At 59.9% G+C, this 23,662-nt stretch carries 22 protein-coding genes; 15 read left to right on the plus strand and 7 right to left on the minus strand.

All coding sequences use genetic code 11. The annotated features are described in order from the left end of the window. Window positions 1-4: 4 nt before the first annotated feature. From HDC35_RS14465 to HDC35_RS14475, 3 genes are all read left to right on the plus strand, one after another. Window positions 5-2,254 (plus strand): GumC family protein, encoded by a 2,250-nt coding sequence (locus HDC35_RS14465; RefSeq protein WP_260397765.1) that lies wholly within the window; start codon window positions 5-7, stop codon window positions 2,252-2,254. Further along, complete coding sequence (locus tag HDC35_RS14470; protein ID WP_184647965.1) at window positions 2,251-3,396, plus strand: glycosyltransferase; 1,146 nt, start codon at window positions 2,251-2,253, stop codon at window positions 3,394-3,396. The genes HDC35_RS14465 and HDC35_RS14470 overlap by 4 nt, the downstream gene beginning before the upstream one ends. A 167-nt stretch (window positions 3,397-3,563) precedes the next feature. After that, entirely contained in the window at window positions 3,564-4,841 is a 1,278-nt protein-coding gene (locus HDC35_RS14475) for a glycoside hydrolase (protein ID WP_184647967.1), read from the plus strand. On the opposite strand, the gene HDC35_RS14480 is transcribed toward HDC35_RS14475, so the two are convergent. Further along, a complete protein-coding gene (locus tag HDC35_RS14480) occupies window positions 4,789-5,883 on the minus strand; it encodes a glycosyltransferase family 4 protein (RefSeq protein ID WP_221438265.1) in 1,095 nt (364 codons plus the stop codon). The genes HDC35_RS14475 and HDC35_RS14480 overlap by 53 nt on opposite strands. 117 nt (window positions 5,884-6,000) lie before the next feature. On the opposite strand from HDC35_RS14480, the gene HDC35_RS14485 reads away from it, so the two are divergent. Together HDC35_RS14485 and HDC35_RS14490 are read left to right on the plus strand one after the other, a co-directional pair. Then, window positions 6,001-7,089, plus strand: coding sequence for an acyltransferase family protein (locus tag HDC35_RS14485; RefSeq protein ID WP_184647970.1), 1,089 nt, complete (start codon window positions 6,001-6,003; stop codon window positions 7,087-7,089). A 106-nt stretch (window positions 7,090-7,195) separates the two neighbouring features. Then, window positions 7,196-8,638, plus strand: a complete 1,443-nt coding sequence (locus HDC35_RS14490; RefSeq protein ID WP_184647972.1) for an oligosaccharide flippase family protein — start codon at window positions 7,196-7,198, stop codon at window positions 8,636-8,638. A 10-nt stretch (window positions 8,639-8,648) separates the two neighbouring features. Here HDC35_RS14490 and HDC35_RS14495 read toward each other — a convergent pair whose 3' ends face one another. From HDC35_RS14495 to HDC35_RS14505, 3 genes are all read right to left on the minus strand, one after another. Then, window positions 8,649-9,593 (minus strand): nitroreductase family protein, encoded by a 945-nt coding sequence (locus tag HDC35_RS14495; RefSeq protein WP_221438266.1) that lies wholly within the window; start codon window positions 9,591-9,593, stop codon window positions 8,649-8,651. After that, the gene (locus tag HDC35_RS14500; protein WP_184647974.1) at window positions 9,593-10,924 is read right to left on the minus strand and encodes a polysaccharide pyruvyl transferase family protein; all 1,332 of its coding nucleotides are present in this window, start codon (window positions 10,922-10,924) and stop codon (window positions 9,593-9,595) included. Before HDC35_RS14500 ends, HDC35_RS14495 begins: the two co-directional genes overlap by 1 nt. A gap of 77 nt (window positions 10,925-11,001) precedes the next feature. Beyond that, window positions 11,002-11,889: a glycosyltransferase family 2 protein gene (locus HDC35_RS14505; protein WP_184647977.1), complete on the minus strand. Its 888-nt coding sequence runs from the start codon at window positions 11,887-11,889 to the stop codon at window positions 11,002-11,004. Window positions 11,890-12,243: 354 nt separating this feature from the next. Between HDC35_RS14505 and HDC35_RS14510 the strand changes: the two genes are divergently transcribed. The 5 genes from HDC35_RS14510 (at window position 12,244) to HDC35_RS14530 (ending at window position 16,933) form a co-directional block, all read left to right on the plus strand. Then, a complete protein-coding gene (locus tag HDC35_RS14510; RefSeq protein WP_260397744.1) occupies window positions 12,244-13,596 on the plus strand; it encodes a cell wall hydrolase in 1,353 nt (450 codons plus the stop codon). Between the two features lie 50 nt (window positions 13,597-13,646). Then, a complete protein-coding gene (locus tag HDC35_RS14515) occupies window positions 13,647-14,552 on the plus strand; it encodes a UTP--glucose-1-phosphate uridylyltransferase (protein ID WP_184647979.1) in 906 nt (301 codons plus the stop codon). Continuing rightward, window positions 14,539-15,408, plus strand: a complete 870-nt coding sequence (locus HDC35_RS14520) for a class I mannose-6-phosphate isomerase (RefSeq protein ID WP_260397745.1) — start codon at window positions 14,539-14,541, stop codon at window positions 15,406-15,408. Before HDC35_RS14515 ends, HDC35_RS14520 begins: the two co-directional genes overlap by 14 nt. 26 nt (window positions 15,409-15,434) lie before the next feature. Beyond that, window positions 15,435-15,974: a polysaccharide biosynthesis/export family protein gene (locus HDC35_RS14525; protein WP_260397746.1), complete on the plus strand. Its 540-nt coding sequence runs from the start codon at window positions 15,435-15,437 to the stop codon at window positions 15,972-15,974. 209 nt (window positions 15,975-16,183) lie between these two features. Then, complete coding sequence (locus HDC35_RS14530) at window positions 16,184-16,933, plus strand: sugar transferase (protein WP_260397747.1); 750 nt, start codon at window positions 16,184-16,186, stop codon at window positions 16,931-16,933. A gap of 185 nt (window positions 16,934-17,118) precedes the next feature. On the opposite strand, the gene HDC35_RS14535 is transcribed toward HDC35_RS14530, so the two are convergent. Further along, entirely contained in the window at window positions 17,119-17,508 is a 390-nt protein-coding gene (locus HDC35_RS14535) for a helix-turn-helix domain-containing protein (protein ID WP_184647983.1), read from the minus strand. Then, window positions 17,495-18,016 (minus strand): hypothetical protein, encoded by a 522-nt coding sequence (locus HDC35_RS14540; RefSeq protein ID WP_184647985.1) that lies wholly within the window; start codon window positions 18,014-18,016, stop codon window positions 17,495-17,497. The genes HDC35_RS14535 and HDC35_RS14540 overlap by 14 nt, the downstream gene beginning before the upstream one ends. Here HDC35_RS14540 and HDC35_RS14545 point away from each other — a divergent pair. Next, window positions 18,015-19,133, plus strand: coding sequence for an acyltransferase (locus HDC35_RS14545; RefSeq protein WP_184647987.1), 1,119 nt, complete (start codon window positions 18,015-18,017; stop codon window positions 19,131-19,133). The two genes, HDC35_RS14540 and HDC35_RS14545, sit on opposite strands and share 2 nt — an antisense overlap. 103 nt (window positions 19,134-19,236) lie before the next feature. Then, entirely contained in the window at window positions 19,237-20,301 is a 1,065-nt protein-coding gene (locus tag HDC35_RS14550) for a class 1 fructose-bisphosphatase (RefSeq protein WP_184647989.1), read from the plus strand. A gap of 457 nt (window positions 20,302-20,758) precedes the next feature. Here the strand turns inward: HDC35_RS14550 and HDC35_RS14555 are convergent, their stop codons facing one another. Then, entirely contained in the window at window positions 20,759-21,277 is a 519-nt protein-coding gene (locus HDC35_RS14555) for a hypothetical protein (RefSeq protein WP_184647991.1), read from the minus strand. Window positions 21,278-21,724: 447 nt separating this feature from the next. On the opposite strand from HDC35_RS14555, the gene HDC35_RS14560 reads away from it, so the two are divergent. The 3 genes from HDC35_RS14560 to HDC35_RS14570 all read left to right on the plus strand — a co-directional run. Then, a complete protein-coding gene (locus HDC35_RS14560) occupies window positions 21,725-22,195 on the plus strand; it encodes a hypothetical protein (RefSeq protein WP_184647993.1) in 471 nt (156 codons plus the stop codon). Between the two features lie 12 nt (window positions 22,196-22,207). Further along, the gene (locus HDC35_RS14565; RefSeq protein WP_184647995.1) at window positions 22,208-22,924 is read left to right on the plus strand and encodes a hypothetical protein; all 717 of its coding nucleotides are present in this window, start codon (window positions 22,208-22,210) and stop codon (window positions 22,922-22,924) included. After that, on the plus strand, window positions 22,924-23,662 hold a 739-nt coding region (locus HDC35_RS14570), incomplete at its 3' end, for a hypothetical protein (protein WP_184647997.1). The genes HDC35_RS14565 and HDC35_RS14570, both read left to right, overlap by 1 nt.

Here is a 23,662-nt window from a genome sequence, read left to right on the forward strand (position 1 = left end):
CGAAATGACTCTCCCCGTAACGCATGCCGAGCCGCAGAATATTGTGCGAGGCTCCGACGCACGGAGCCTCCGCGAGACGTCACCCTCGCCCGCTGGCGACAGGCTGAGCTTTGCCAAGCTGTTCAACATGCTGCGCCGCCGCCTGTGGCTGATCATCGGCGTCGCAGCCGCCATTTTCGTCATCGGCCTCTTTGTGACGCTGTGGCAGCCCAAGATATACACAGCCGATGCCATCGTCCGGTTGACGGGGTCCAATCGCGAACTCGCGGCGAAGGTCGGTGACGAGGCCGAACCGACGATGGCGGGCGACGCCGACGTCGCCACAGAAATCCAGGTTGTAGGTTCGCTGGGGATGGCCCGCGAAATCGTCCGGAAATATGGACTCGTCGACAACCGCCGATTTAACCCTTTCGTGAATCCGCCCGCATCGACGCTTTCGCGCCTGTTGGACGGGGGAGGATCGCCGATTGATCCCCGCAAGCTTAGCGCCGCTCAGCGTCAGAAGATGGAGGATCAGCTTGTCCGCTATCTTCGCAGCGGTCTCGGCGCGACCCGGATCGGGACATCCTATTCAATCGGCATCGCCTACCGCCATCACGATCCGGAAATGGCCGCCATGCTGGCTAACGCCTATGCCAATGAATATGCGCAGTCGCAGATCAACGAAAAAAAGACCGCGACTTCGGAAGCCATTGGCTTCTTGCGCGACAAGGTCGAGGAGTTGCGGACACAAGCCACCACGGACTTCGCGGCGGTGCAGAATTATCGCATCCGCAACGGTCTTCCCAGCACCACCGGGGCTTCGCTGACCGAGCAGGATATTTCCGTCTACAACCAACAGGCGGCAACCGCGCGCGCGGAAGCCGCGGCCGATGCCGCTCGTCTCGAAACCGCCCGCGCGCAGCTTCGCAGCGGTTCGATGGGCGACGATGTCGGCGAGGCGCTTGAATCGCCCGTGGTTTCGTCGCTCCGCTCCCAGCGTGGGCAATTGGTCGTGAAGATGGCCGATCTCAGGGTTCGATATGGCGATCGCCATCCCGACCTGCGGCGCGCGCGGCAGGAAATGGCCGATCTCGATAAGCAGATCCAGGAAGAGATTGACCGCGTGATTTCGAACCTCGAAGCGAAGGCTGCGGTATCCTCGCAGCGGCTTGCCTCCCTCTCGGGAACGCTCGGCTCGGCGAAAGGACAACTGCTGACCAACAATAAGGCGATGGTCGCCCTCGACGACCTGCAACGCCGCGCCGAGGCATCGCAGGGCCTCTATGAATCCTACCTAGCGCGCTATCGAGAAACATCGGCCAGCAGTGGCACCGAACGGTCAGACGCCCGCGTATTGACCCTCGCTTCGCCGCCAACGATGCCGACGAGCCCGAACATCATCCTCAACCTCTTTTTCGCGTCGATTTGCGGCATTGGTCTCGGTCTTGTCGCCGCCTTCGTCGTCGAAATGCAATTTCGCGGTCTGACCACAGCCGCCGACGTCGAAAAGCGGACGGGGCTCCCCTATCTCGGCATGGTCCCGGAGAATGGCACGGCCAAGCACCACGCGCCAAAACCGATCGAGACGATTACCAGCATGCCCAACTCGATCCTCGCGGAATCACTGCGCAATATCCACGCCTCGATCCAGATACCGGGCCTAGCGAGGGCGCAGGTCATCGCGGTCACATCCGCGCTGCCGGCGGAAGGCAAGAGCGTGTTGTCGGCGCTGCTCGGCCTTGTTTCCGCACAAACAGGTCATCGTACCATTGTCGTCGACTGCGACATCTTCCGCCGCGGCCTGTCGCACGAATTCCACATTCACGACGGACAGGGCCTGATCGAAATCGGCGAAGGAGCAACCACCCTCGACGGAGCTGTTCGCATAGTCGGCAGCGGTCTACACATCCTGCCGATCGTGTCGCGCGGCAACGAAGGCGACCGACTAACCGACAAGGGCCTCATCCAGGCGACGGTTGCGCAGCTAAAGGAACGGTACGACCTTGTCATACTGGACTGCCCACCACTTCTCGCGGTCGCCGAAACCCGCGAGATCGCAGGCCTGTCGGACGGCGTCATCCTGGCCGCAAAATGGCGCTCGACACCGGATGAGGCCGTCGTCACGGCGTCACGCCTCCTTCCTGTCCGGCTGACTCACTATGTCGGGATCGCGCTAACGCGCGTCGACCTGCGCAAGCAGAGCCGTTATGCGCCGGACGATTCCAGCAGCTACTACACGCAGTATCAGCAATATGTGGCGACCGCCGCATGACCCCGCCGAGGATCGTCATCGTCCACTATTGGCTGGTCGCGATGCGCGGTGGCGAGCGCGTGCTCGAACGCCTGCTGCGCCTCTATCCCGGTGCGGACATCATTACCCACGTCTACGACCCCACAGCTGTTTCCGACTTCATCGCTTCGCACCGGATACGCACCACCTTCATCCAGGACCTTCCCGGTGCGCGGAGACATTATCAGAAATATCTGCCGCTGATGCCGCGCGCACTCGAGCAGATGGATCTGAGCGAATATGATCTGGTAATCAGCAGCGAGTCCGGCCCGTCCAAGGGCGTCATCGTGCGGCCCGACGCATTCCACCTTTGCTACTGCCATTCGCCCATGCGTTATCTGTGGGATCATTATCATCAGTATCGCGCCAGCGCTGGCCCGCTCGCGCGCGCCGCCATGTCGGCCACCTTCCCCGCGCTGCGGCAGTGGGATGTGACGTCCGCGCAGGGCGTCGACCATATCGTGGCCAACAGCCATTTCATCGCGCGCCGAATCCGGAAAAGCTGGGGACGTTCGGCCGACGTTGTCCACCCACCGGTCGATGTTGCCATGTTCCAAAAGTCGCAAACGATCGGCGACCATTATCTTTGGGTCGGCCAAATGACGCCATACAAGCGCGCCGATCTCGTCGCCGATGCCTTTACAAGGCTCGGACTGCCGCTTCTTATGGTCGGTACGGGCGAACTGGCGCGCGATATCGCCAAGCGGGCCGGACCGAATATCCGGATCGTCGAACGGCTCGACTATGCGGGCCTCCGGCAGGCCTATGCCGACTGCCGCGCGCTGATTTTTCCCGCCGAGGAGGATTTCGGCATCATTCCGGTGGAGGCGAACGCCGCCGGGCGCCCGGTCATTGCATTCGGCCGGGGCGGCGTTCGCGACTCGATCGTCGATCAAGTGACGGGCCTGTTCTTCGATCGTCAGGAAACCGATGCGCTTATCGACGCCGTCGAGCGCTTCGAGCGTTGGCTGCCCGATTTCGAGTCCGATGCGGCAGTCGCGAACGCCGAGCGCTTCGCGCCCGAGAATTTCGACGCCGGAATTGTGCGCATCGTGTCGCGCGCGTTGTATCGGGATCCACCTCAATCCGAACCGGTGGCAAGGCTCTTCGAGGCTGCGCAATGATACCGACGCTGATCGGTGTCGCGACGATCCTTCTGGGCAGCTGGCTTCTGCTTCGCCGCGGCCCGATGGCGCTGATGTGTGCGGTCATCGCGCTCAGCCTGCTCGATGGGTCGGCGGCGCTGATCCTGACAAGCCTCGGCGGTTCGTCGATACCGCCCGGGCGCATCATGCTCGGCTTCCTGCTCCTCTCTTGCTTCTCTTTGGTAAAAGAGGATGCCGCGCTGTTCCGTCAGGCAATCGTGGACAATGTCTGGCTGGTCATCTTTTGCATCTACAGCTTTATCGGCGCTTTCCTGCTCCCGCGGATATTCCAACAGTCGATGGACGTTTTTCCATTGCGGCCGATCGGGATGCGGCATCAGTTCGATACGATCCCGCTCTTCTTTTCGTCACAGAACATCACGACGGCTGTCTATTTGATCGGCACCGGTATCGCCGCTCTTTGTTGCTACATCGCGGTCACCCGGTCGAAAAATCTGAATCCGCTTGTCACGGCCGCGATCGTCATCACGGTCACGCACGCTTCGTTCGGAATATTGGGTGTCGCCCTGCGCGGGACCCCGTGGGACCAAGTGGTCGAGTTCTTCCGAAACGGCTCCTATTCACAGGTCGACCAGCGCACCAAAAGTTTCATCCGGATCAACGGGATTATGCCCGAACCTTCGATATACGCCGACTTCGGCCTCGCCTGGTTCATCCTGTGCTTCGAACTGTGGCTCAGGCATATCCGGCCGCCGGCCACGGGGTTCGCGGCGGCATTGATGGCCATCGTGCTCATGCTTTCGACCTCGTCGACGGCCTATGTCGGCCTCGCCGGTTATGCGCTCATCCTCCTTTGCCGCGCAGCGCTGATGCCGCGTTACCTTCGAGCGGACAAACTGATCACGATAGGCGCGGTTGCGCTGCTCGGCATCGCGTTCGTCTCCCTGCTCATGATCGCGTCGAGCGAAGCCGCGCAGGCTTTCGAAGAGATGATACGCCAAATGACCGTCGACAAAGCAGGCTCGGATTCAGGTTTGCAGCGTGCATTTTGGGCTCGCCAGGGGCTTGATGCGTTCTTCGTGTCCTATGGCTTGGGGATCGGAGCCGGAAGTTTCCGATCATCCAGCATTGTGACCGCAATCCTCGGCGGAATGGGCGTGGTCGGAATTGTGAGCTTCATCGCCTATCTTCTCCAAATCGGATGGCCGCGGCGCGGCGCGCAACCCGGGTCCGAGGCAGGCGATATCGCCGATGCCATGGGCTGGACCGCCATCGCTTCGCTGATTCCGGCGCTGCTCACGCAGGCTTCACCCGATCCGGGCATGGATTTCGCCTGTTTTGCGGGCATCGCAATCGCGCTGAAGTGCCGCGACGCAATCCCGAACCGGCCGGCCGATCGCGCTGGCAACCCTACAGCGCCAACAGTTCCTCGATCAGCCGGCTGGCGGCACGTTTCCAGGTGAAGGACGCCGCCTGACGCTCGCCGGCCGCCCGCATCTCGGTGCGGAAATCGCCATCCTGGTTGAGCCGGACGATGGCAGCGGCCCATGCGCCGGGATCGTCCGCCGCAGCATAAACAACCGCATCGGCGCATATTTCGGGAAGAGCGCCGTGCGGCGCGACGATGGCCGGGCAGCCGGTTGTCATCGCCTCGAGCGGGGGCAGGCCGAAGCCTTCGGTGAGCGAGGGAAAGGCGATGCAGAGCGCATGGCCATATAGCGAGCGCAATTCAGCATCGCTTACGCGGCCAGCAAAGACGACATTGCCGGGTACCGCGTGACCGGCTGCGACAAAATCCCCGGCGCGTGCCGACCCGAACAGGACAAGTTTCGTGCCTTCCAATTCGGGCTGCGAAAATGCCTTCAGCAAAAGCCCGATATTCTTGTGCGGCTGCGTGTTGGCCAGCGCGACGACAAAGGGTTCATCGCCCAAGCCGAGGCGCTGTAGCGCGGAATCGTCCGGCACCGTCGACAGCACATGATCAACCCCGTTATGGACGACGGCGGTCTTGTCCAGGTCAGCGACTCCGACCCGCTCGAGCTGCTCGCGCGAGAAATGCGATACGGTCAAAATTCTGCGGTGTCGCCGTCCACTGATCGGCTGATGCAGGCGATACCATAGCCGGAACGGGCGCGAGTAGCTGTCGGGTGCCAGATGCACCTGGGCGTCGTGAAACATCGTTATTGCATCGCGCGTCAGCATCGGGCCCACGTTGCACAAGCTGACGATGGTCCGGCCACGTGCGCGCAACGGAAGCGTGATCTGCTCCCACAGGTTCCCGCTGAAAGGACCGACGACGCGGTACGGCATATCCATGTGCTTCGCCTTCGCTTCCGCGTTGCGCGGAACCCACAGCGACAGCTCGATCCGCCGACCGATTTCGGGGTCTTGATCGACGATGATCTTGGCATGCCGGATCAACTCTTCGGCAACACGATGTACGCCGGTCGGCATGCCCGACAGAAACTTGCCGTTTATTACCACTTTTCGGGGTTTTGAAGGCACATTCCGCTCCGTCGTTCCGACTCGCCGATAGCGCGGCGGCGCCCTGCTTTTTTATTGCTGCACCTGCGAAATGATGCAACACTCGGATTACGAATTACAGCCGGGAAACAGCCGATTATGCCGTTGGAAGCGACGGGCGTCGGAGCGCCTCATGCGATTGCCGATTCCCCGGCGCGCGATACGCGCGCGGCGCGGCTGCAATGGGTCGACGCGCTAAAGGGCGCCGGCATTTTGCTGGTCGTGCTCGGCCATGCGCTCGGCGGCTTGATCGATGCCGGCTTCGCGCCGGGCACGACATGGTTTCGGCCGCTTTTCGCCGCGATATACATCTTCCATATGCCGCTTTTCTTCTTCTTGACGGGACTCTTCGTCGCGAAGCGGGTGAACGATAATCCCGATCGTTTTCGCGCCCAGCTTTTCAGCCAGATCGCATGGCCCTATTTCCTGTGGAGCGCCGTCCAGATTGTAGCGATCACGATGGCGGGATCGCTGGCTAACAATCCGGGCGGCCCTCTTGGCCCATCGCTGCTGCGGACGTTCTTCATGCCGTCGGCGCAATTTTGGTTCCTCTATTCTCTCTTTTTCTTCCATGGCCTGTCCCTCATCGCCCGACGTGCCATCGCGACTCCCTTCTATTTGCTCCTTCTGATCGCGGCCGGGTCACTCGGCGAACAACAAGCCTTGCCCGGCATTGTCGAGGCAAGCCTGCAGATGGCACCCTATTATGGGCTGGGGGTCTTTCTCGGCCCATTGCTTCTCGATCGCGCGCCTTCGCCGCGCGACAGGGTCTGGCTCTGGTCGGTCCCCCTGGCATGTGCCGCGCTCGCTGTGACAATGGCGCACGCGATCGAGCTAGGTATTCCCGGCCTCTGGCCGGAAACCGGGGCAGCGATCATCCTCGATGTTCGAAGTTTCGACAATTTCTACGCCGCACTCGCCGCGATCATTGCCCTCGTTTCGCTTGCGCGGTTCACCGGACAATGGGCACCGGGCTGGCTGATTTCCTGTGGCAGACAGACAATGCCGATCTTTCTCCTCCATATTCTCTTCATCGCTGCGACGCGGATCGCCGTGCTGAAATATGACCCAGCCGTTCCAGCCCCGATCCTTCTGTCGCTCTTGTGCCTCGTTGGAGTTCTCATGCCCCTCGTGACAGCGGCGATTGCCGATCGCGTCGGTCTCTCGAAATGGATTGGCTTTCGGTAGGCCACGGTTTTCCAGCGATTTATGTTGCAACGCAACATTGATCTGATAGCCTTTGAATTCAGCGTTTCAGGAGTGTCTCTCCATCGTGTCCCAGACGGCGGCTATCGTGAAGCGGCTTCGATCGACGGCAGGCCGTTCGACCTCTGCGGGGGGACTGTTCCTTGCCAGAGTCTATGCGCAAATCGTCCAGTTCGCGTTCTTTCTAGTCGTCGCGCGCTTTATCGGCGTCGCCGACTTCGGCACTTTCAGTCTCCTCTTCGCTTTTGCCCTCGGGCTTTCGCTCTTTGCCGAGGGGGGCTGGCGCGAATATCTGATCTGCCACGACGAAGACGCCCTCGTTCGGCGAAGCTATGGGCTCGCGATCATGATCTCGCTGGCCATTTTTTTTCTGATCACCAGCGCCGCGGTCATCTTCTGGGTCGCGAGTCCGCACGCCCGTCTCGCTCCCACCATGGTGGCGCTAGCATTATGGGTGCCATTTCGAAGTTTCGCGACCCTCGAGGCCGGGCGACTGACGAAAGCCGGCCAGATTCATCAGATTTCCGTGGCATCGATCGTTTCGGAAACCGCAGGCTGCCTTGCAGGCCTCGGCGCGCTGTGGGCCGGCCAGGGGATATTGGCGCTTGGCGTGTCCAAACTCGCGCTCGAAGCCACCGCATTGCTTTGCCTGATGCATGGTCAGGAACGCATGAAATGCGAGTGGCGGCGGCAGCCGAACGATCGTACAATGATCGAATTCGCGAGCCAAATCCTCGTCGGACGTTTCGCCTCCTTCCTGAGTGGGAACTCCTCGGTCTTCGTTATCGGTTTCGGTCTGAACCCGATCGCGGTGGGCTTCTACCGCGCCGCGACCCGCGTCGCTGGAGCCGCCGCAGAAGCCCTGCGGGAACCCGCGCGCGTGATCTTCTGGTCGACCATGAAAAAAGCCGACGGAACAGACCGCCGCGAACTACGCATCCGGAGCGCCGAAAATTCGGCCTGGTATCTTTTCTGTGTGGCGGCGCCGGTCTTCGTGCTCATGGCCGAATTGTCCGAGCCGCTGATCCTGATGCTGCTCGGTGAGAAATGGGCTCCTGCGGCGCCCATCATATCGATCCTGGCGATCACCTATCTGATCGGGTTTATCACGACGCTGAGCGAGCCGGTCTTCTCACTCGACAACCAGCCGAAGCGGGCGCGCGAACTCGCGATCTCGGCCGCCATCATGTCGGTCGTCGCGACCATTCTGGCCGTCCCGTTCGGGCTCCATGCGGTCGCCTGGGCGCAGCTGGCGGCAAGCGTTCTGGTCGCGGCCGTGACCCTGTGGTCACTACGGGTCCATGGCGATTTCGCTTCCACCCGTTTCTTGAAGCGGCTCGCTGCTCCAGCTGCGGGCCTCCTCGCAATGATCGCCGCGCTGTGGTTGCTCGAAAGGCACGGCGCAGTGCATGCCCTTCCGCATATCCTCAAGATCTTGGCGCTGGGTTCCGCTGGCGTTGCCATCTACGCCATTGTCACCGGCGCCTTCATCTTCAACATCTTCCGCAGGCGCGCCGTGCACGCCCGCTAACCGCCGCGGGTCAGAGGCGTATCAGAATATCGTCGATCCCTAGCCGCGCCGAGGTCGCGACCGAGAAGCTTTCGGGGTAATGGCCCACCGCGATATAGACGATGATATTTTGCGTCGGCGGCAGCTTCATCAGCTTGCGCGCCGTAATGTCGCGGCTCGGGTCGACGCTCCAGTTTAGCATGCAGGTGCCCAGACCCTGAGCGTGAAGAGCGTAAACGAGCGACATCGCGAACAGGCCGCCATCGATCCAGCACTGATAGCGTTCCGCCGCACTCACAAAATTGCGCAGCTCGGACGTTATGATCAGCAGTTCGGAGATATCGTCGCCGAACCCCCGGTTCCCGCCCTGCACCTCCAGCAACTGCCTGCGCAGCGTCGGATCGACGATGTGATAGGCTTTGGCCGATTGGCGGTTGCAGACCGAAGGTGTGCGTTCGGCCGCACGCACAGCGGCCTCGATCGCCGCGGGGTCGACCGGGTCAGCGGAAAATTGACGAAGCGAGTGGCGCGAATGCGCGAATGACGCAAAATCCAAGTGCGATCGTCCGCGGACCGATTCCGCATCGAGCCGGATCGTCGCGGACTCGGCTTGGGCAAAATCGACCGGGGTCAGAAACTGGCCAAGGCTTGCGTGCGGCACACCTTGATCGCGACCGGTCTGCTCATAGCCCGCGAGCGCCGAACGGGCGATGCGCGTAATCCGGTCGGCGCCGAAGCGCTGCTCATAAATGCCGACATCGCGGATCAGCCGCGCAACGACATCCTGGCCGAAGCCGGGCCGCGATTGCGGCAACGCCAGTCCTTTTTCGATCCGGTGAGCATCCATCTTGATCGCCGCACCGAGCCGCGCGCTTTCGGATTCGCGGTCGAACATCGAGGAGAAACGAAAGTAGCGGAAGGCATCGTAAAAGAGATTGCGGTTCAGCTTCGCAAAGGATTTCGCAACGGCGAGCATCAGGCCGCGGCCCCGAAATTTTGCATTGCAGCTGCCTTCACTAGCGGCTTGGCTTCCGTCACATGCGTCCGGATCGCGTCGATCCGATCGACAAATTCGGTGAGAAGCGCAGCCGGTTTGCCATCGCCTCGCATGAAGTCGGCGGCCGTGCACAGCGCGTCGGTCGGTAGATCGAAATGGTTGAGCAACCCCTCCATCTTGTCCTTATAATCGATACCGAAGACTGGCGTGCCCGCCCCCATCGCAGCGATCATCAGATGCATCCGCCCCGAAACGACGCCATCGAGATCGCCAACCACCGCCTTGATCTCGTCGGCGGCAAGGCGCTCGTCCGGATAAAGGATATGCTCGGCGCCCATCCTTCGAAGCAAGCGGTCGTAGATCGGCCGCAAGCAGATGGCATCGGAGGAGGAGCCCCGGCTGTCGTGATCGATCATCAAAAAGGCCAGCTCGCGGCGGGCAGCGAAATCGGTAATCGCCTCGACAAAGGCGTCCAGAAAGCGATCGATATTGCGGCGGTCCTCAAGTTCTAGCAACAACGGATGACAGTTGAGCCCGAGCACAATACGGCCTGTCCGCCGCTGATCGGCAATCCAGCCGGAGATCTCCTCGGTGAGCGAAGACACCCTTGGATCGAGGAGAAAGGCGACATCGGCGACGAGACGCGACTGCGCCGTCGATGCACGCTGGAAACGGCCGAACGACACGGGATCGCGCAGGTTGATCCGGACCGACGCGTCGAGCGCATCGAACAGGCGGACGATGCGCGGATGAAAGTCCTGACTGACGCTGAAGCCGGTGATATAGCTATCGGCACCGCCGCGTGCGAGCAGGTCGAGAAGCATCAGCTGACGGCCAGAGAATGCGACATTGTAGCTGCCATCGAGCACATCGGCCCCCATCGCGACGACCGTACCGATTTCGCACGCTTTCACCTGCTCGATCGCAGCTTCGAAGGTCGCCGCCGGGGTAAGGAGACGAAGCGGCGTCAGACCAATGGCAAGCGCCGCGGCAGCGGCGACGTCATTGGCAACGGCCACGTTGATGCGGGCGTGCGGGATCGCGTGGCGCCAGTAGGCCACGATCGCGCCAATCATCGCCTGATCGCCGGTCGATGATGTCAGGAGTTCCGGATCGGACGGAATGATCAGGATATTCGCCGGGACACCTTGATATTGCCGGACCTTTCCGCGCGCGGACTTCCATTCCAGTTCAAGTGTCCGAAAGCGCCGTTCGAGGACCAATTTGCGAATCCCGAGGTTGCGCCAGGCATATTTCAGCAGCCCGACCTTCTCGCCTTGCGGAGCATTACGCTGGGGCAGTGATGTCATCGGAAACGCACCTCGATACGACGGTTGGGAACGGGAAGGCCGGATGCCGATGACGGTGTCGGGACGACGATGGCTGATCACAGGGCCTCGATCCTTTCCGGCGTCAGCCTGCCACGCATGGCATCGAACAGGCCGAGCCAATTGCCGCGCACGCGCCCGGCCCTGTCGACCCATGGCTCCGGTTTCAGCGCCCGTGCGTGATTGGCGACGAAATTGCCGAAAATGATTCGCAGGGCGAAACTCGTCCGCATCGTCCCCTTGCCTGCGAGGTAGAGGGGATTGATGATCTGCGAATAGCCGAGCCGGACGCCGGACGCACGGCCACCCTTCACGCCCTGATGCACGCCTGCAAAGGCGTGGGTCTGGACCAGCCGACCGCGTCCGAGCAATTGGGCGGCAAAGTCGATATCCTCCTGCCAGCCGTAGAGCTTCAAACGCTCGTCAAACCAGATGCCCTCGATCATCAGGCGACGGTAGGTCATGTTACAACCGTAGAGGCCCTTCATGTCCTTGAGGATTGCGGTGCTAGGCGTTGCTGCGATGTCGTCGTAACGTTCCACCAACTCCTCGGCTTGCTCGGTCGAGATGCCAGGGGTGTTGATGCCGTCGGCGAGGAGCAGCCCGTTCGCGCCGGCAACATCGGGATTGGCATCGAAAAATTCGGCCACCTTCTCGATACAGCGCCGCGAGGGAATATAATCGTCGTCGAAAAAAGCGACCACATCGGCCGGGGCGCGCAGATTGCGCAGTCCGTTATTGCGCTGCGCCGGAAGGCCTTTGGGGCCGATCACATGCTCGACGCCCGGATAGTCATCGAGATCGGACGGCAAATCGTCCTTGGACGCCACCGAAAGAAGGATCACCGCAGGGGGCCGGGTCTGGTTCGAGAAATGGCGGAGCGACGTTGCTAGATTGGCGGGCCTGCCCGTGCTGGCGATGATAACCGCAACCTCGAGCCGACTCATGCCTTCAACTCCTCAGCTGTAACCGACAGGATGAACGCTCTGGTGGCGAGCCGATCGCGAGGCGCGCCGATGGGTCGAGCCCCGCCGTCGAGGCAGAGCGCGCAGGAGCGCTCAGAATCCGGATCGTCATTGCCTGGTTCATGGAGAGAGCTCCCAGACGCCTATGCCACATGCTAGGGCCGACTCGTTGTGCGATGCAACATATTTATGTGTCGATAGCGCGATTTTGGATCGGTCGGTACCGGAACGAGACAGGGAGGCCGCTCGTTAGCGGGAACTTAAATATCAGTTAAATAGTGATTTTCCTGACACCATAACCAAGGGTTTGGACAATCTTCCCGCCATTGACCGGCCTTGCCGATCTTTGTTGCATTGCAATATTTTTTGATTGTGTCACATTCCTGTGGTGATCTTGAAGAGCGCCGCCCGGAATTCGGGCAGTCCAGCATTTTGGTCGATCGGAGTTCGATGACGCGATTTGCTATCCAGGACCGGATATACCAGGCGGCGGCGGCGCTGACGCTGCTGGTCGTCCTCGCGAGCTTCACCGGTGGAACGATCGGGCAACAGCGCAATATCGCATCCCGGCTCGCCGCCGCTCATTTAGGTGCGCCCGGAGTTCCAAGCGATCTTCCGCTTCCCGAGCCACTGCTGTTCAACAAGATCGACCCGCAATCGGCGCGCGAGATCAACGCCGCGATACCTTTCAGTACCTCCCCGATGCCGGTCGCGCGACCCTTCGCGCTGGCCGGTGATACCGCGAGCCGCGAAAAAGCGGTCGACTGCCTTGCCGCGGCCATGTGGTATGAGGGGGGCAACGACGACCACGGCCAGCGCGCCGTCGCGCAGGTGGTCCTCAATCGCGTTCGTCATCCCGCCTTCCCGGCGACCGTATGCGGCGTCGTGTTCCAGGGAAGCGAACGAACGACGGGATGCCAGTTCACCTTCACCTGCGACGGCGCCCTACGTCGTACGCCGTCCGAGTTTGCCTGGGCAGAGACGCGCGCGCGCGCGCGGTCGGCACTTGGCGGCCTGGTCGATGCGTCCGTTGGTCTCGCGACCCACTATCACACCGATTGGGTGCATCCGATCTGGAGCGCAAAACTCGAAAAAATCGCACAGGTCGACACGCATCTCTTCTTCCGTTGGAGCGGAAAGTGGGGCCAGCCCGCCGCGATGCGTCAAGGCTATGCAGGGCACGAGCAGCCCATCACAAAACTCGCCTCGCTCTCGTTATCGCATCGAGCAGAGCTCGGTGAGGACGCTGTCATGATCGCTGACGCGACGGGCCTCGTCCCCGTGGCGGTCGCCGATGGAAAAACCACCCTCGCCTCGCTGGAGGCGCCCGCAATGCCTCCGCCCTCGCTCGAAGGCGTCCATTTCATCAATGCGCACGAAGAGGGGAATGGCGGTTCACTCGCGATGCAGGCGCTAAACGTCTGCGGCGATCAGAAATTCTGCAAGGTGGTCGGATGGCTGGAAAGCAGCGGCCGCGCCAACGCCTTGCCGATGTCGAGCGCGGATCGGGAGGCAGTCGCTTTTCTCTATGTTCGCGATCGTCGCACCGGCGTCGATCGGGCCTTTTGGAATTGCTCGCATTTCGAGCGGACGAGCAGCAGCCAGTGCCTGGGCGCAGACCGGGCGCGATGGATAGACTTTAACGGGAACTTCCAGTCGGACCGACGATCCGGCACGCAAAACACTTAAAAAAGAGAGGATGCAGGAGGCGGATAACATCATTTGGAGGTGTCCGCGTCGTGAAAAAAATCCGCAAGGCCGTCTTTCCCGTTGCCGGGCTGGGCACGCGCATCTTGCCCGCGACCAAGGCCATTCCAAAGGAGATGCTGACGATCGTCGACAAGCCGCTGATCCAATATGCGGTCGAGGAGGCGCTCGAAGCAGGTATCGAGCATTTCATCTTTGTAACGTCGCGCGGAAAATCCTCGCTTGAGGATCATTTCGACGTCGCGTTCGAGCTTGAGGCGACGCTGAGCGCACGCGGAAAATCCCAGGCACCGCTGGCCCAGACGCGGCTCGAACCGGGAAGCGTCTCCTATGTTCGGCAGCAGGCACCGCTCGGGCTGGGTCATGCCATCTGGTGCGCGCGCGAGCTCGTCGGCTACGAACCTTTTGCCGTCCTCCTGCCCGACGATCTGATGGTCGGCCAACCTGGCTGCCTTGCACAGATGGCGGCTGTCCATGCCGAACATGGCGGCAATATCATCTGCACCCAGCGGATCGATCCGCGCGACAGCGAACGTTACGGCATCGTGATTCCCGAAGAGCAGATCGGCTCGGTGACGCGGATCAGCGGCATGGTCGAAAAACCCGCGCCCGCTGACGCTCCGTCCGACATGGCGATCGTCGGCCGCTACATTCTCGACTCCGACATCATGGCGCTCCTCGCGACACAGGAACGCGGTGCCGGCGGCGAAATCCAGCTGACCGATGCGCTCGCGCGGGCGGCCGCCAAGGGCGACAGTTTCGGCTATAATTTCGAAGGACGGCGTTATGATTGCGGCGACGCAATCGGCTTTGTCATCGCCAACCTGGCCGTGGCGATGACGCGCCCCGGGATGACCGGCCCGGTCGAGGATTTCTGGTCCGCGCAAACCGACATTTCGGGCACGGCCGGAAAGGGGCGCAGCCATGTTGCATTATAGCGGCATGCCGATCGCGGCGCTCAAGCTCGACACGATGCGGGTCGCAAAACCTTGGGGGCGCCGGACACTCCCCACCCCCCTCGGCACACCAAACGCCACGCTTTCCGATCCGGTGGGCGAAATCTGGTTCGAGATGCCGGGGCGCCCGCTGGATCTGATGATCAAATATATTTTCACAAGCGAAAAGCTATCGATCCAGGTCCATCCGTCCGACGATCAAGCGCGCCGCGCCGGACACCGTCAAGGCAAGGAGGAATGCTGGTACATCCTTGATGCCGAGCCGGGCGCCAGCGTCGGCATCGGTACGAAGCGTAAACTTACCGCCGACGAGCTGCGCGAAGCATGCCGCAATGGCGATATCGAAAGCTTGATGGAGTGGATTCCTGTCAAAAGGGGCGATTTCTTCTATATTCCAGCAGGCACGGTGCACGCGATCGGCGTCGGAATTTCGCTGGTCGAAATCCAGCAAAATGCCGACATCACCTATCGCCTCTACGATTATGGACGACCGCGCGAGCTGCACCTCGACCACGGGATCGACGTCTCGAATGCCCAGCCCTACCCAGCCGCGATGCGGCGGCATGTGTCGATCGAAAAGGCGGGACGGCTCGTCGATGGACCGAAGTTCAAGCTGTCGATTGCTCATGAAAGCATCCCGCGGCTCGACGGAAGGGGTCCCTATTTTGTTGTCCCCTTGGAGGGCATCGTCGCGACCGACAACGGCGTGGCGAAGCCCGGGGATTGTGTGGTGACGGGCGATCCATCGCGCGTCGTGCCGCTGGGCGGCGCGCGAATGTTCGTCGCGCGCAGTTGCGCCGGCGATCAGTTTCGAAACTCACCGACAACAATCGGGTGATTGGGAGAATGATGATGATGCGACGAATGATCCTGGCCGCTGCGCTGCTTCTGTCCGCCTGTTCCGCGGCGGGGGCGTTGCCAACGCTGGCGATCACACCGGAACAAGCCGTTTATCGGCTCGGCAGCGGCGACCAGCTGAAGATCACGGTCTATGGCGAAGAACGGTTGAGCGGCACCTATCCGGTCAATGGCGAAGGCAAGATATCCTTTCCGCTCGTCGAGGAGATCCCGGCGGCCGGTCTTTCGATCAGCGAGTTCGAGGCGATCTTGACGAAGGCGCTTGGCGAGGGGTTGCTGAACAATCCGAATGTGGTTGTCGAAGTGACCAACTACCGGCCCTATTATATTCTCGGCGAGGTCGGCAAGCCGGGCGAATATCCCTTTGTCGACGGCCTGACGATTTTCAGCGCGGTCGCGCGAGCCGGTGGCTTTTCCTATCGTGCTGCCCAGAAGAAGGTGTTCATCCGGCATAAAATGGAAAAGGATGAAAAGCTCTACAGTGTCGACGGCAGCACGCCCGTCCAGCCAGGCGACACGATTCGCGTCCCCGAGCGTGTATTTTGATCGCAGCGATGCTTCGCTTTGGGGCAGTTTATCAGCCAGAAGTGGATATTTACCGGCCGCTGGCGCCCGATTTATGCTGCAGTGCAAAAAAATCTTGACGAGCGGGCTGCTTGCCATAGAGTTCGGTCAGCGATCAATGAAATGTTCGGCAAGAAAAAAGGGCTGGGAGCGGACTCAAGCATAGCGTCATCTTCGACAGGGGATCGTTTATGTCACTCGATAGTCCGATGAGTATCGCAAATCTGCCGCGGTCGAGCGTCGAGCAATTCGGCGATTCCGTTCTCGGGGCACTGCATCATCCGAAAGCGGCAAACTCCGTCGATATGGGCCTTTGGGACCGCGACGAGGCCGAAGATGCGATCATTCGCCTTTTCGATTTCACAATCAGCCTGTTCGCGCTCGTGCTGTTCCTCCCCCTGCTCCTTGTCATCTTCTTCATTATCAAGGCCACCGACAAGGGTCCCGCCCTGTTCGTGCAGCAGCGGATCGGGAAGGACGGCAAGACCTTTCCCTGCATGAAGTTCCGGTCGATGGCGGCTGATGCCGAACAGCGATTGGCGATGCTCCTTGCAACCGATGAAAATGCGGCTCGCGAATGGGCGGCGGACCAGAAGCTGCGCAACGATCCACGGATTACCGCAATCGGCGGCGTGCTGCGTAAAACCAGCCTCGACGAGCTCCCGCAGTTGTTCAATATTCTGGCAGGTCAGATGAGCGTCGTCGGACCGCGGCCGATCGTCGCGGGCGAAGTGCCGCGCTATGGCCGGAGCTTTGAATATTATTGCGCCGTGCGGCCGGGCCTTACCGGCCTGTGGCAGATCAGCGGTCGCAACGACACGACGTATGACGAACGGGTCGCGCTCGACGTGCGTTATGTCCAGACCCGGAACCTTCATTCGAACATCGAAATCTGCGCAAGGACGATCCCTGCAATTCTTGGCGCGCGCGGCTGCTATTGAGCAAGCCTGCCGCGGGCGGGGACCGTTCCCTACGAAGGCGGCGACAGACGGTTATTTGGGGCTCCGTCCGTTGCCGCCTTCGACTACACAACCGGATAGCCAGGCACTTCAGATAGCGCAGTCAGCGCAATGCTCACGCCTTCGCCAACACACGATCAGAGCCACGACGCGCCGCCGTATAAGGCTCAGCGCTTGATGGAGATCCGCACGTTCCGGGCGTCGACGCCGGCCATTGCTGCGATGACGAGCTGCGCTCCATAGATGAGAACGCTCAATCGATGCGCATTGCCCGCCCCTGCCGGTATGCCGACAGTGCGCCAGGCGGATAATCCCATGGCATCCATCTCCCGGTACATCGCTTCGCTTTGGTCCTTTCCCGTCAATTCCTGCGCGGAAATGCCAAGCGCGTGAGCCAGCGTTTCGAGATTGCTTTGACGAGGCCGGCTCTTGCCCGATTCCCAGGCCCAGATGGTTGGCCTGCTAAGGCCGGTCCGATCGGCCAGTTCTGCCCGGCTCAGACCGCTTTCTTCGCGAAACCGGCGCATTCGCTGCGGCAACGGCTCACCGGTGTTCACGACTGCCGGGCTCGCCGCCGCGCTCATGATAGTGGACATCCGGAAAGGGTCGCCCGAGATCGCCGCGCCGTGCGCCAACTTCTCGTCCCGCGCCTGCCGCGCTTTGCGTGCTGAAAATCGGATTCGGTTCGAACGGTAACAAAGACATCCATTGTCGCACCCCTGACCAGGCGACATTCTCTCCCGTCTTTGTATTTGAACCCTTCATGCCTCCTATTTTGCTGCTTTGCAACATATCTGACGCACGTGCCGTCATACTGTCATTCGCGACCATCGGCAGAAACAACCGAGGCGGCAAAATCCGCCGAGCAGTGCCATTTCGGACAGTCTGCGAAAGGCTAACCGAGCGCTGGCCGACGGGCTGGAAAAATTGTGCAAGTGCGAAAAGAAAAATTGCTGCAAGTGCGAAATGATGCCAGTTTCGTCGGGTCACGACTCGCTGGAGTTCCGGACCATGGGCGTCACCATATGCATCGCCGATAACCCGCCTGCGGTGGAGCGCTTCCATGTCGGATAGCCCCGCGGCGCCAAAGCAGCATTATATCTTCCTAGATGGTTTGCGCGGCGTCGCGGCGCTCATGGTGCTGCTGCTCCACTGGTTCGAGGGAAATGGAAAAGAGCTGTTCGGATCGGGATTACTCGCGGTCGATTTCTTCTTCATCCTCAGCGGCTTTGTCGTCGCGCTCGCTTATGAACAGCGGCTTCTCGCCCAGGGCAGATCGGCTCAATTCATCCGCCAGCGGTTCATTCGGCTCTATCCGATGATCGCGGCCGGCGTCCTGCTGGGATTTACGAGATTTGCGATGCTCTCCTTCCAAGAGAGCGGCAGCCCGATAAATGAGGAGCTGGTTACCCAATTGGTCGGCGGACTGGCGATGATCCCCTTCGATCTGGACGGCGGCGTGGCCGGCTTCTTCCCGCTGAACAATGCACTCTGGTCGCTGCATTTCGAGTTCATTGCCTATCTCGCGTTCTGGCTGGTCCTCTATCGCGTCAATATCTTCGGACTGGCCGTCATCGCCCTGGTCGCCATGCTCGGATGCTATGTCTGGGCCATGATGACATTCGGTCCGGCCGATCTAAGATCCGCCGCGGGCGATACCGCGACTGGATATATACATGCGCTCAGCCGCGTCGCCTTCTCGTTCACCCTCGGCATGATCATCTTTCGCTGTCGCGACCGCACCACCGGTGCCGTATTGCCGGGTGGCCGGTGGCTCGCACTGCTGCTTGTCGCCGCTTTGGTACTGCCTCGCGACCTGGTGCCGCCGCTCGCCGTCATGGCGCTGCTCGCGCTCGTCTTCCCCTATATCATCGCCGCCGGCACGAAAGTCGTGCATTCGGGCCCCTTTACCGGCGCCGAAAAGATGCTCGGAGATCTGTCCTATCCGCTCTATGCGCTGCATGTTCCCTTGATCTGGACGATGAACGGCGCGTGCAAGACGCTGGGGATCGGCTTTACCCAAAACCCGTTTCTCAACGGCCTCTTCATTCTGCCCCTGACGCTGGCGATCTCCTACGCCGCCTTCCTCCTCTACGACCGGCCGCTCCGCCGCTGGCTTACCGCGCGCTTTACAAGTCGCCGAACGGTCGTCCCGGCCGCGATCGGGGATCCGATATTCTAGATCTGCCTCGCGATGCGGCGACTTTGCCTCGTGCGCCGGCCGCGCCTCGATCGTGTCAGCTGCCAAGTGCCATAGGGCCCACGCGACCTAGAAGGAGCTGCGCATGCGCCGAAAATCCTTATCCCAATTTCTGATCGAGGCCGAGCGATCGGGCGACATTTCGGCCGATTTGCGGCTGTTGATCGAACTGGTCGCGCGCGCGTGCAAGTCGATCAGCCACCGGATCAGCAAGGGCGCGCTTGGCGATGCACTCGGCAGCCTGCAAACCGAAAATGTGCAGGGCGAAGTACAAAAGAAGCTCGACGTCATAGCGAATGAGATTTTTCTCGATGCCAATGAATGGGGCGGCCAACTCGCGGCCCTCGCGTCAGAAGAGATGGAATTCATCCGGGTGGTGCCGAGCCACTATCCCAAGGGCAAATATCTGCTCGTTTTCGATCCCATCGACGGTTCCTCCAATGTCGACGTCAACCTCTCGGTCGGCACGATTTTCTCGGTCCTGAAAGCACCCGAGGCGTCGCCCGGACGAGATATTCGCGAGGAAAATTTTTTCCAGACGGGACGCAATCAGGTGGCGGCCGGATATGCCATATATGGTCCGCAGACGATATTGGTGCTGACGCTTGGCCGAGGCGTGTCGGGGTTCACGCTCGATCGCGACATCGGGTCGTTCATCCTGACCGACGCGATTATGAAAATTCCCGATACGAACCGGGAGTTCGCGATCAACGCATCGAACCGTCGCTACTGGCCGGAGCCGATCCAGCGATATTTCGATGATTGCCTCGCCGGCTCGTTGGGCCAACTCGCTCACGATTACAACATGCGCTGGACGGCCTCGATGGTGGCGGACGTGCACCGCATTCTAACTCGCGGAGGTGTTTTCCTCTATCCTGCGGACAGCCGGCCGGGAATGCAGAGCGGAAAACTGCGCCTGCTCTATGAGGGCGCTCCCATGGCGCTCCTTATAGAACAGGCCGGCGGCCGCACCTGGAGTAACGGCCAAGCCATTCTGGATATCGAACCAGAATCACTTCATCAAAGGATACCGGTCGTGCTCGGATCGACGAGCGAAGTTCAATTGCTGGTAGAACATTATCTTCAGAACGAACTCACCGATCGATCAAGAGCCCAGACGGTGAAACGATCGATCTACGGTGCCACCTGATAGTCGAGCGCGCGCGCTGATTGGCCATCTAAATTTCTGCTGACGGAAAGCCCGGCACGAACACCGTCCGGTTTAATAATGGTGTGAGAATAAAGCGAATGTTCGATACCGGATGCGAACCCATCGCCTTGTCTCCGCCTCTGCAAATGGCAGCTTTCGGGTCGCCATTTCATTGGACGGTACGACTGAAATCGGGCGCAAAACAGACGCAGGAACGCTGCGGCAGCAAATTTGTGATTGCTATGCGGTTGCTGTTGCGAGCAGCCCACGCAGATCCCGCAAAACACGCTCGAGAGTCTTAGGCTCTTTGGAATGTCAAAGTTTGCGGACCCTCAGTATGAAAGTCTTGTGGCCAAATCAATCTAAGTCATTGAAAAGATGGTGCACCGCAACCGGCGAAGAAGAGCAATACCGTTTCGCTATCGCACTCTAGAATTGCGGAACGGTCTCCACACGGTCAAACGACGGGCAAATTTTGGTTAGCCGGGCGCACAATGCAAAACCGTTGGCGCACGATTTCATTTCGGCTGTTCGATAGCTGCGCTAGATGGTGATACCGAGTGGCAATGTCGTGCGCTGCAAAAAATTCGTCGTCTGCAAGCTGGGTCGCGGCATTCGCAGTCCCCTCGCAAACCGAAATGGCGGCGGCACCAGCCACCAGTAGATCGCTATCCAATCGCGGCTGATTCAGCATTCTTCGAAGGGCGTCGCCGATAGCTAGACATTCTACGGCAACCTGCCGTGCCCTGTTGGGATTTGGGTTAGGATTTCCCTGCTCAGAAGCGCCCCTAATTTCGAGATAGCTGACCACAGACCTTTCAATAAGAATCCAAATTTGGACGACGGCTTCCTTCTGGTCCGCCTTCCCTGTGGCTCTATCGATGTTGCGCATTAAGAAGGGCACAATAAGCGCGACTATAGCTGCAATCGAAGTCGCAGCTGCACTCACCCAATCAGCAAGATTACCCGAATCCACCGTTTCCTCCCCTCGCAACTGAGAGACCTTAGTGCGCAGCAGGGCGGTCGTACAGCAACCCAAGGTGTCCGCTAGCGGGACGTTTCGATTTTTGGAGGTCGCCCTTCCGCCCATGAAGCGCCCCTCCGCCTCCCCGCATGCCAAAATTAAATCCTCACGTACCGGCAAGAGAGAGATGCGTACGGCAAGGTACTTCGTCAGATTTTATCCTTTTATATCAATTAGATCAATGGCCGTTTTTTGTAGGTAAGCCATACGCATCCTTCTTATGCCCATACAGCAGGCTTATGTTTTTGTTTTGTTCAAGTTATGATTTGGCCTATTTTCGCGCCATAGGGGGCATATCGTGCCACATAAGCACATACTTCGATACGCTAACGATGTATGATTGTTGACAAGTTTCTAACCGACAATTAGGCCACTGCTCTCGACTGTAGGAGCCGACCAGTGTCCAGCGTTGAAGCCGAAGAAACTTTTAGCGTAACCGTAGCCGGTGCTGGCATCTCGATACAGCGAGAAGTCAGTGCCGCAAAGGTTGCAGTTCTAATGAGCGTTATTATGGGCCCGGAAACGGCGGATTTGCCTGCCGATATGACCTCACCTAGCCCACAAGCCGCACGCGTGAGAATGTCGCTGCGCGAGTTTCTAGATGATGCAAAAGCCGCAACTAAGCCGGATCAAATAGTAGCAATCGGCCACTATCTGGCGATCCACGAGAGTAAGGACACTTTTTCCCGGGAAGACATTAAGTCAAAGTTTCAGTCTGCCCGGGAACCTCTCCCCTCCAACTTTCCTCGCGACTTTAATACCGCAATTGGGAAAGGCCTCATCGCGGAAGATCACGCGAAAGCGGGCACCTACTACGTCACCCGTACGGGGGCGCTGGCAGTCGAGAAACGCTTTGGAACACAGGCTTGAGGGAGCTTTGACATGGCATTGAAAGACCTCGTGGCAGATCGCAGCAAACTTACGGAAGCGGCGATTGAAGGAATTATAAGTGAGTACGTGCGGTACGATCCTGGCACATACGACGTAGTTCTGACGCCGGCCGGCCTCCAACTGAGCAACGATGCGAAAATCTTGGTGCTGCTGGTGGCGATGGCTGGTTGGCAATACGTCGTCGATGAAGTTCAGGTGGTGGACACGAAGCCGAGCGCGCTTGAACTCATGACTGGCATCCCGGGCGGAACCCTCCGGCCTACCCTGAAGAAATTGAAAGATGCTCATCTTATTGTCTCCACAACGGACGGCTACGCAGTTCGCGTTGCTAACCTTGACGCAATTGGTCGGATTGTAGGAGGCGAGAAGCCCGTCGCGCGGTCGCCGTCGCGCAAGTCCAAGCGGGCAATCAGCGGCAACGGAAAGAATGGAGAAGGCGACGAGGCGCCTGTCGACGGGCAGCCAGCTAAGGCGCGCAAAAAGAGCGGAGTTCCAATCCGCAGTTCTCTGGATCGTCTCGTCGAGAGCGGCTTCTTCGCCACCGACCGCACCTTGAGCGATGTAGTCGCGCGCCTTCATGAAATGGCGATTATCGCCAAGACAACATCACTTTCCGGGCCGATCGCAGACATGGTGAGATCCGGCAAGCTGACACGCAAAAAGTTGTCAGAGGGCGGCAAGGATGTCTGGTCTTATAGGAGCGCATAATGCGTGAAGCGATCATAGCAGACCTCTCGACAGTCGTTCCCGAAGTGCTCGCGAATGAGCTGTTGGAGACATACGAACAACTCGTCGCAAAGCACAGCGGCGGGGATTTCGAAGGGGCACTGGTAAAAGCAGGTCGCTTTGTCGAGCACACGCTGAGATTTATTGAACATGTCAGAACAGGTAAAACGCCTGTCGAGATCAAACAGGTTCAGGCCGCAATACGCACGATTGAGAACGACACAAACTTGCAGGAGTCCCTCAGGTTTCTGATCCCTCGCGCCGCATATGGAATGATCTATGATCTTCGGAGCAAACGCGACGGAGTGCACGTAAAAGAAATCGACCCAACCGCCATCGACGTTGCCCTCACCGTCGCAGCGGCGGGCTGGATCACGGCCGAGCTACTCCGGTTGTTCCACAAGTCGAGCGAGAAGGCTGTCGCGGATGCGATGACCGCCCTAACCCGCGGATGCATCCCTCTCATCGAATCGATTAATGGCGAAGTTTTTGTCGGCAAAAGTGTGCCGTCGAAGTTCGAAGTACTACTGCTGCTCGCTCACGCGAAGCCAAAAGGCCTAGGCCGCACTGCGCTCGGTTTAGCCGCAAAATGCAGTCAGCCGTCCGTGTCCACGTCGTTGAAGGCACTAGGCCGTGTTGACAAAAGGGATTCCCAAAGCGGGCTGCGTCTGATTCAAGACTGCTTTTTGAGGAGCAGTCATGGGTCGCGGGGATTTGTCG

The sequence above is a fragment of the Sphingopyxis sp. JAI128 genome (genome assembly GCF_014207235.1).
Classification (GTDB): domain Bacteria; phylum Pseudomonadota; class Alphaproteobacteria; order Sphingomonadales; family Sphingomonadaceae; genus Sphingopyxis.

Excerpts from the sequence above, each read along its gene's own strand:
- HDC35_RS14465 (WP_260397765.1), top strand. The coding sequence starts at position 5 with ATGACTCTCCCCGTAACGCATGCCGAGCCGCAGAATATTGTGCGAGGC.
- HDC35_RS14470 (WP_184647965.1), top strand. The coding sequence starts at position 2,251 with ATGACCCCGCCGAGGATCGTCATCGTCCACTATTGGCTGGTCGCGATG.
- HDC35_RS14475 (WP_184647967.1), top strand. The coding sequence starts at position 3,564 with ATGCTCGGCTTCCTGCTCCTCTCTTGCTTCTCTTTGGTAAAAGAGGAT.
- HDC35_RS14485 (WP_184647970.1), top strand. The coding sequence starts at position 6,001 with ATGCCGTTGGAAGCGACGGGCGTCGGAGCGCCTCATGCGATTGCCGAT.
- HDC35_RS14495 (WP_221438266.1), bottom strand. The coding sequence starts at position 9,593 with ATGCTCGCCGTTGCGAAATCCTTTGCGAAGCTGAACCGCAATCTCTTT.
- HDC35_RS14500 (WP_184647974.1), bottom strand. The coding sequence starts at position 10,924 with ATGACATCACTGCCCCAGCGTAATGCTCCGCAAGGCGAGAAGGTCGGG.
- HDC35_RS14505 (WP_184647977.1), bottom strand. The coding sequence starts at position 11,889 with ATGAGTCGGCTCGAGGTTGCGGTTATCATCGCCAGCACGGGCAGGCCC.
- HDC35_RS14520 (WP_260397745.1), top strand. The coding sequence starts at position 14,539 with ATGTTGCATTATAGCGGCATGCCGATCGCGGCGCTCAAGCTCGACACG.
- HDC35_RS14525 (WP_260397746.1), top strand. The coding sequence starts at position 15,435 with ATGATCCTGGCCGCTGCGCTGCTTCTGTCCGCCTGTTCCGCGGCGGGG.
- HDC35_RS14530 (WP_260397747.1), top strand. The coding sequence starts at position 16,184 with ATGTCACTCGATAGTCCGATGAGTATCGCAAATCTGCCGCGGTCGAGC.
- HDC35_RS14545 (WP_184647987.1), top strand. The coding sequence starts at position 18,015 with ATGTCGGATAGCCCCGCGGCGCCAAAGCAGCATTATATCTTCCTAGAT.
- HDC35_RS14540 (WP_184647985.1), bottom strand. The coding sequence starts at position 18,016 with ATGGAAGCGCTCCACCGCAGGCGGGTTATCGGCGATGCATATGGTGAC.
- HDC35_RS14550 (WP_184647989.1), top strand. The coding sequence starts at position 19,237 with ATGCGCCGAAAATCCTTATCCCAATTTCTGATCGAGGCCGAGCGATCG.
- HDC35_RS14565 (WP_184647995.1), top strand. The coding sequence starts at position 22,208 with ATGGCATTGAAAGACCTCGTGGCAGATCGCAGCAAACTTACGGAAGCG.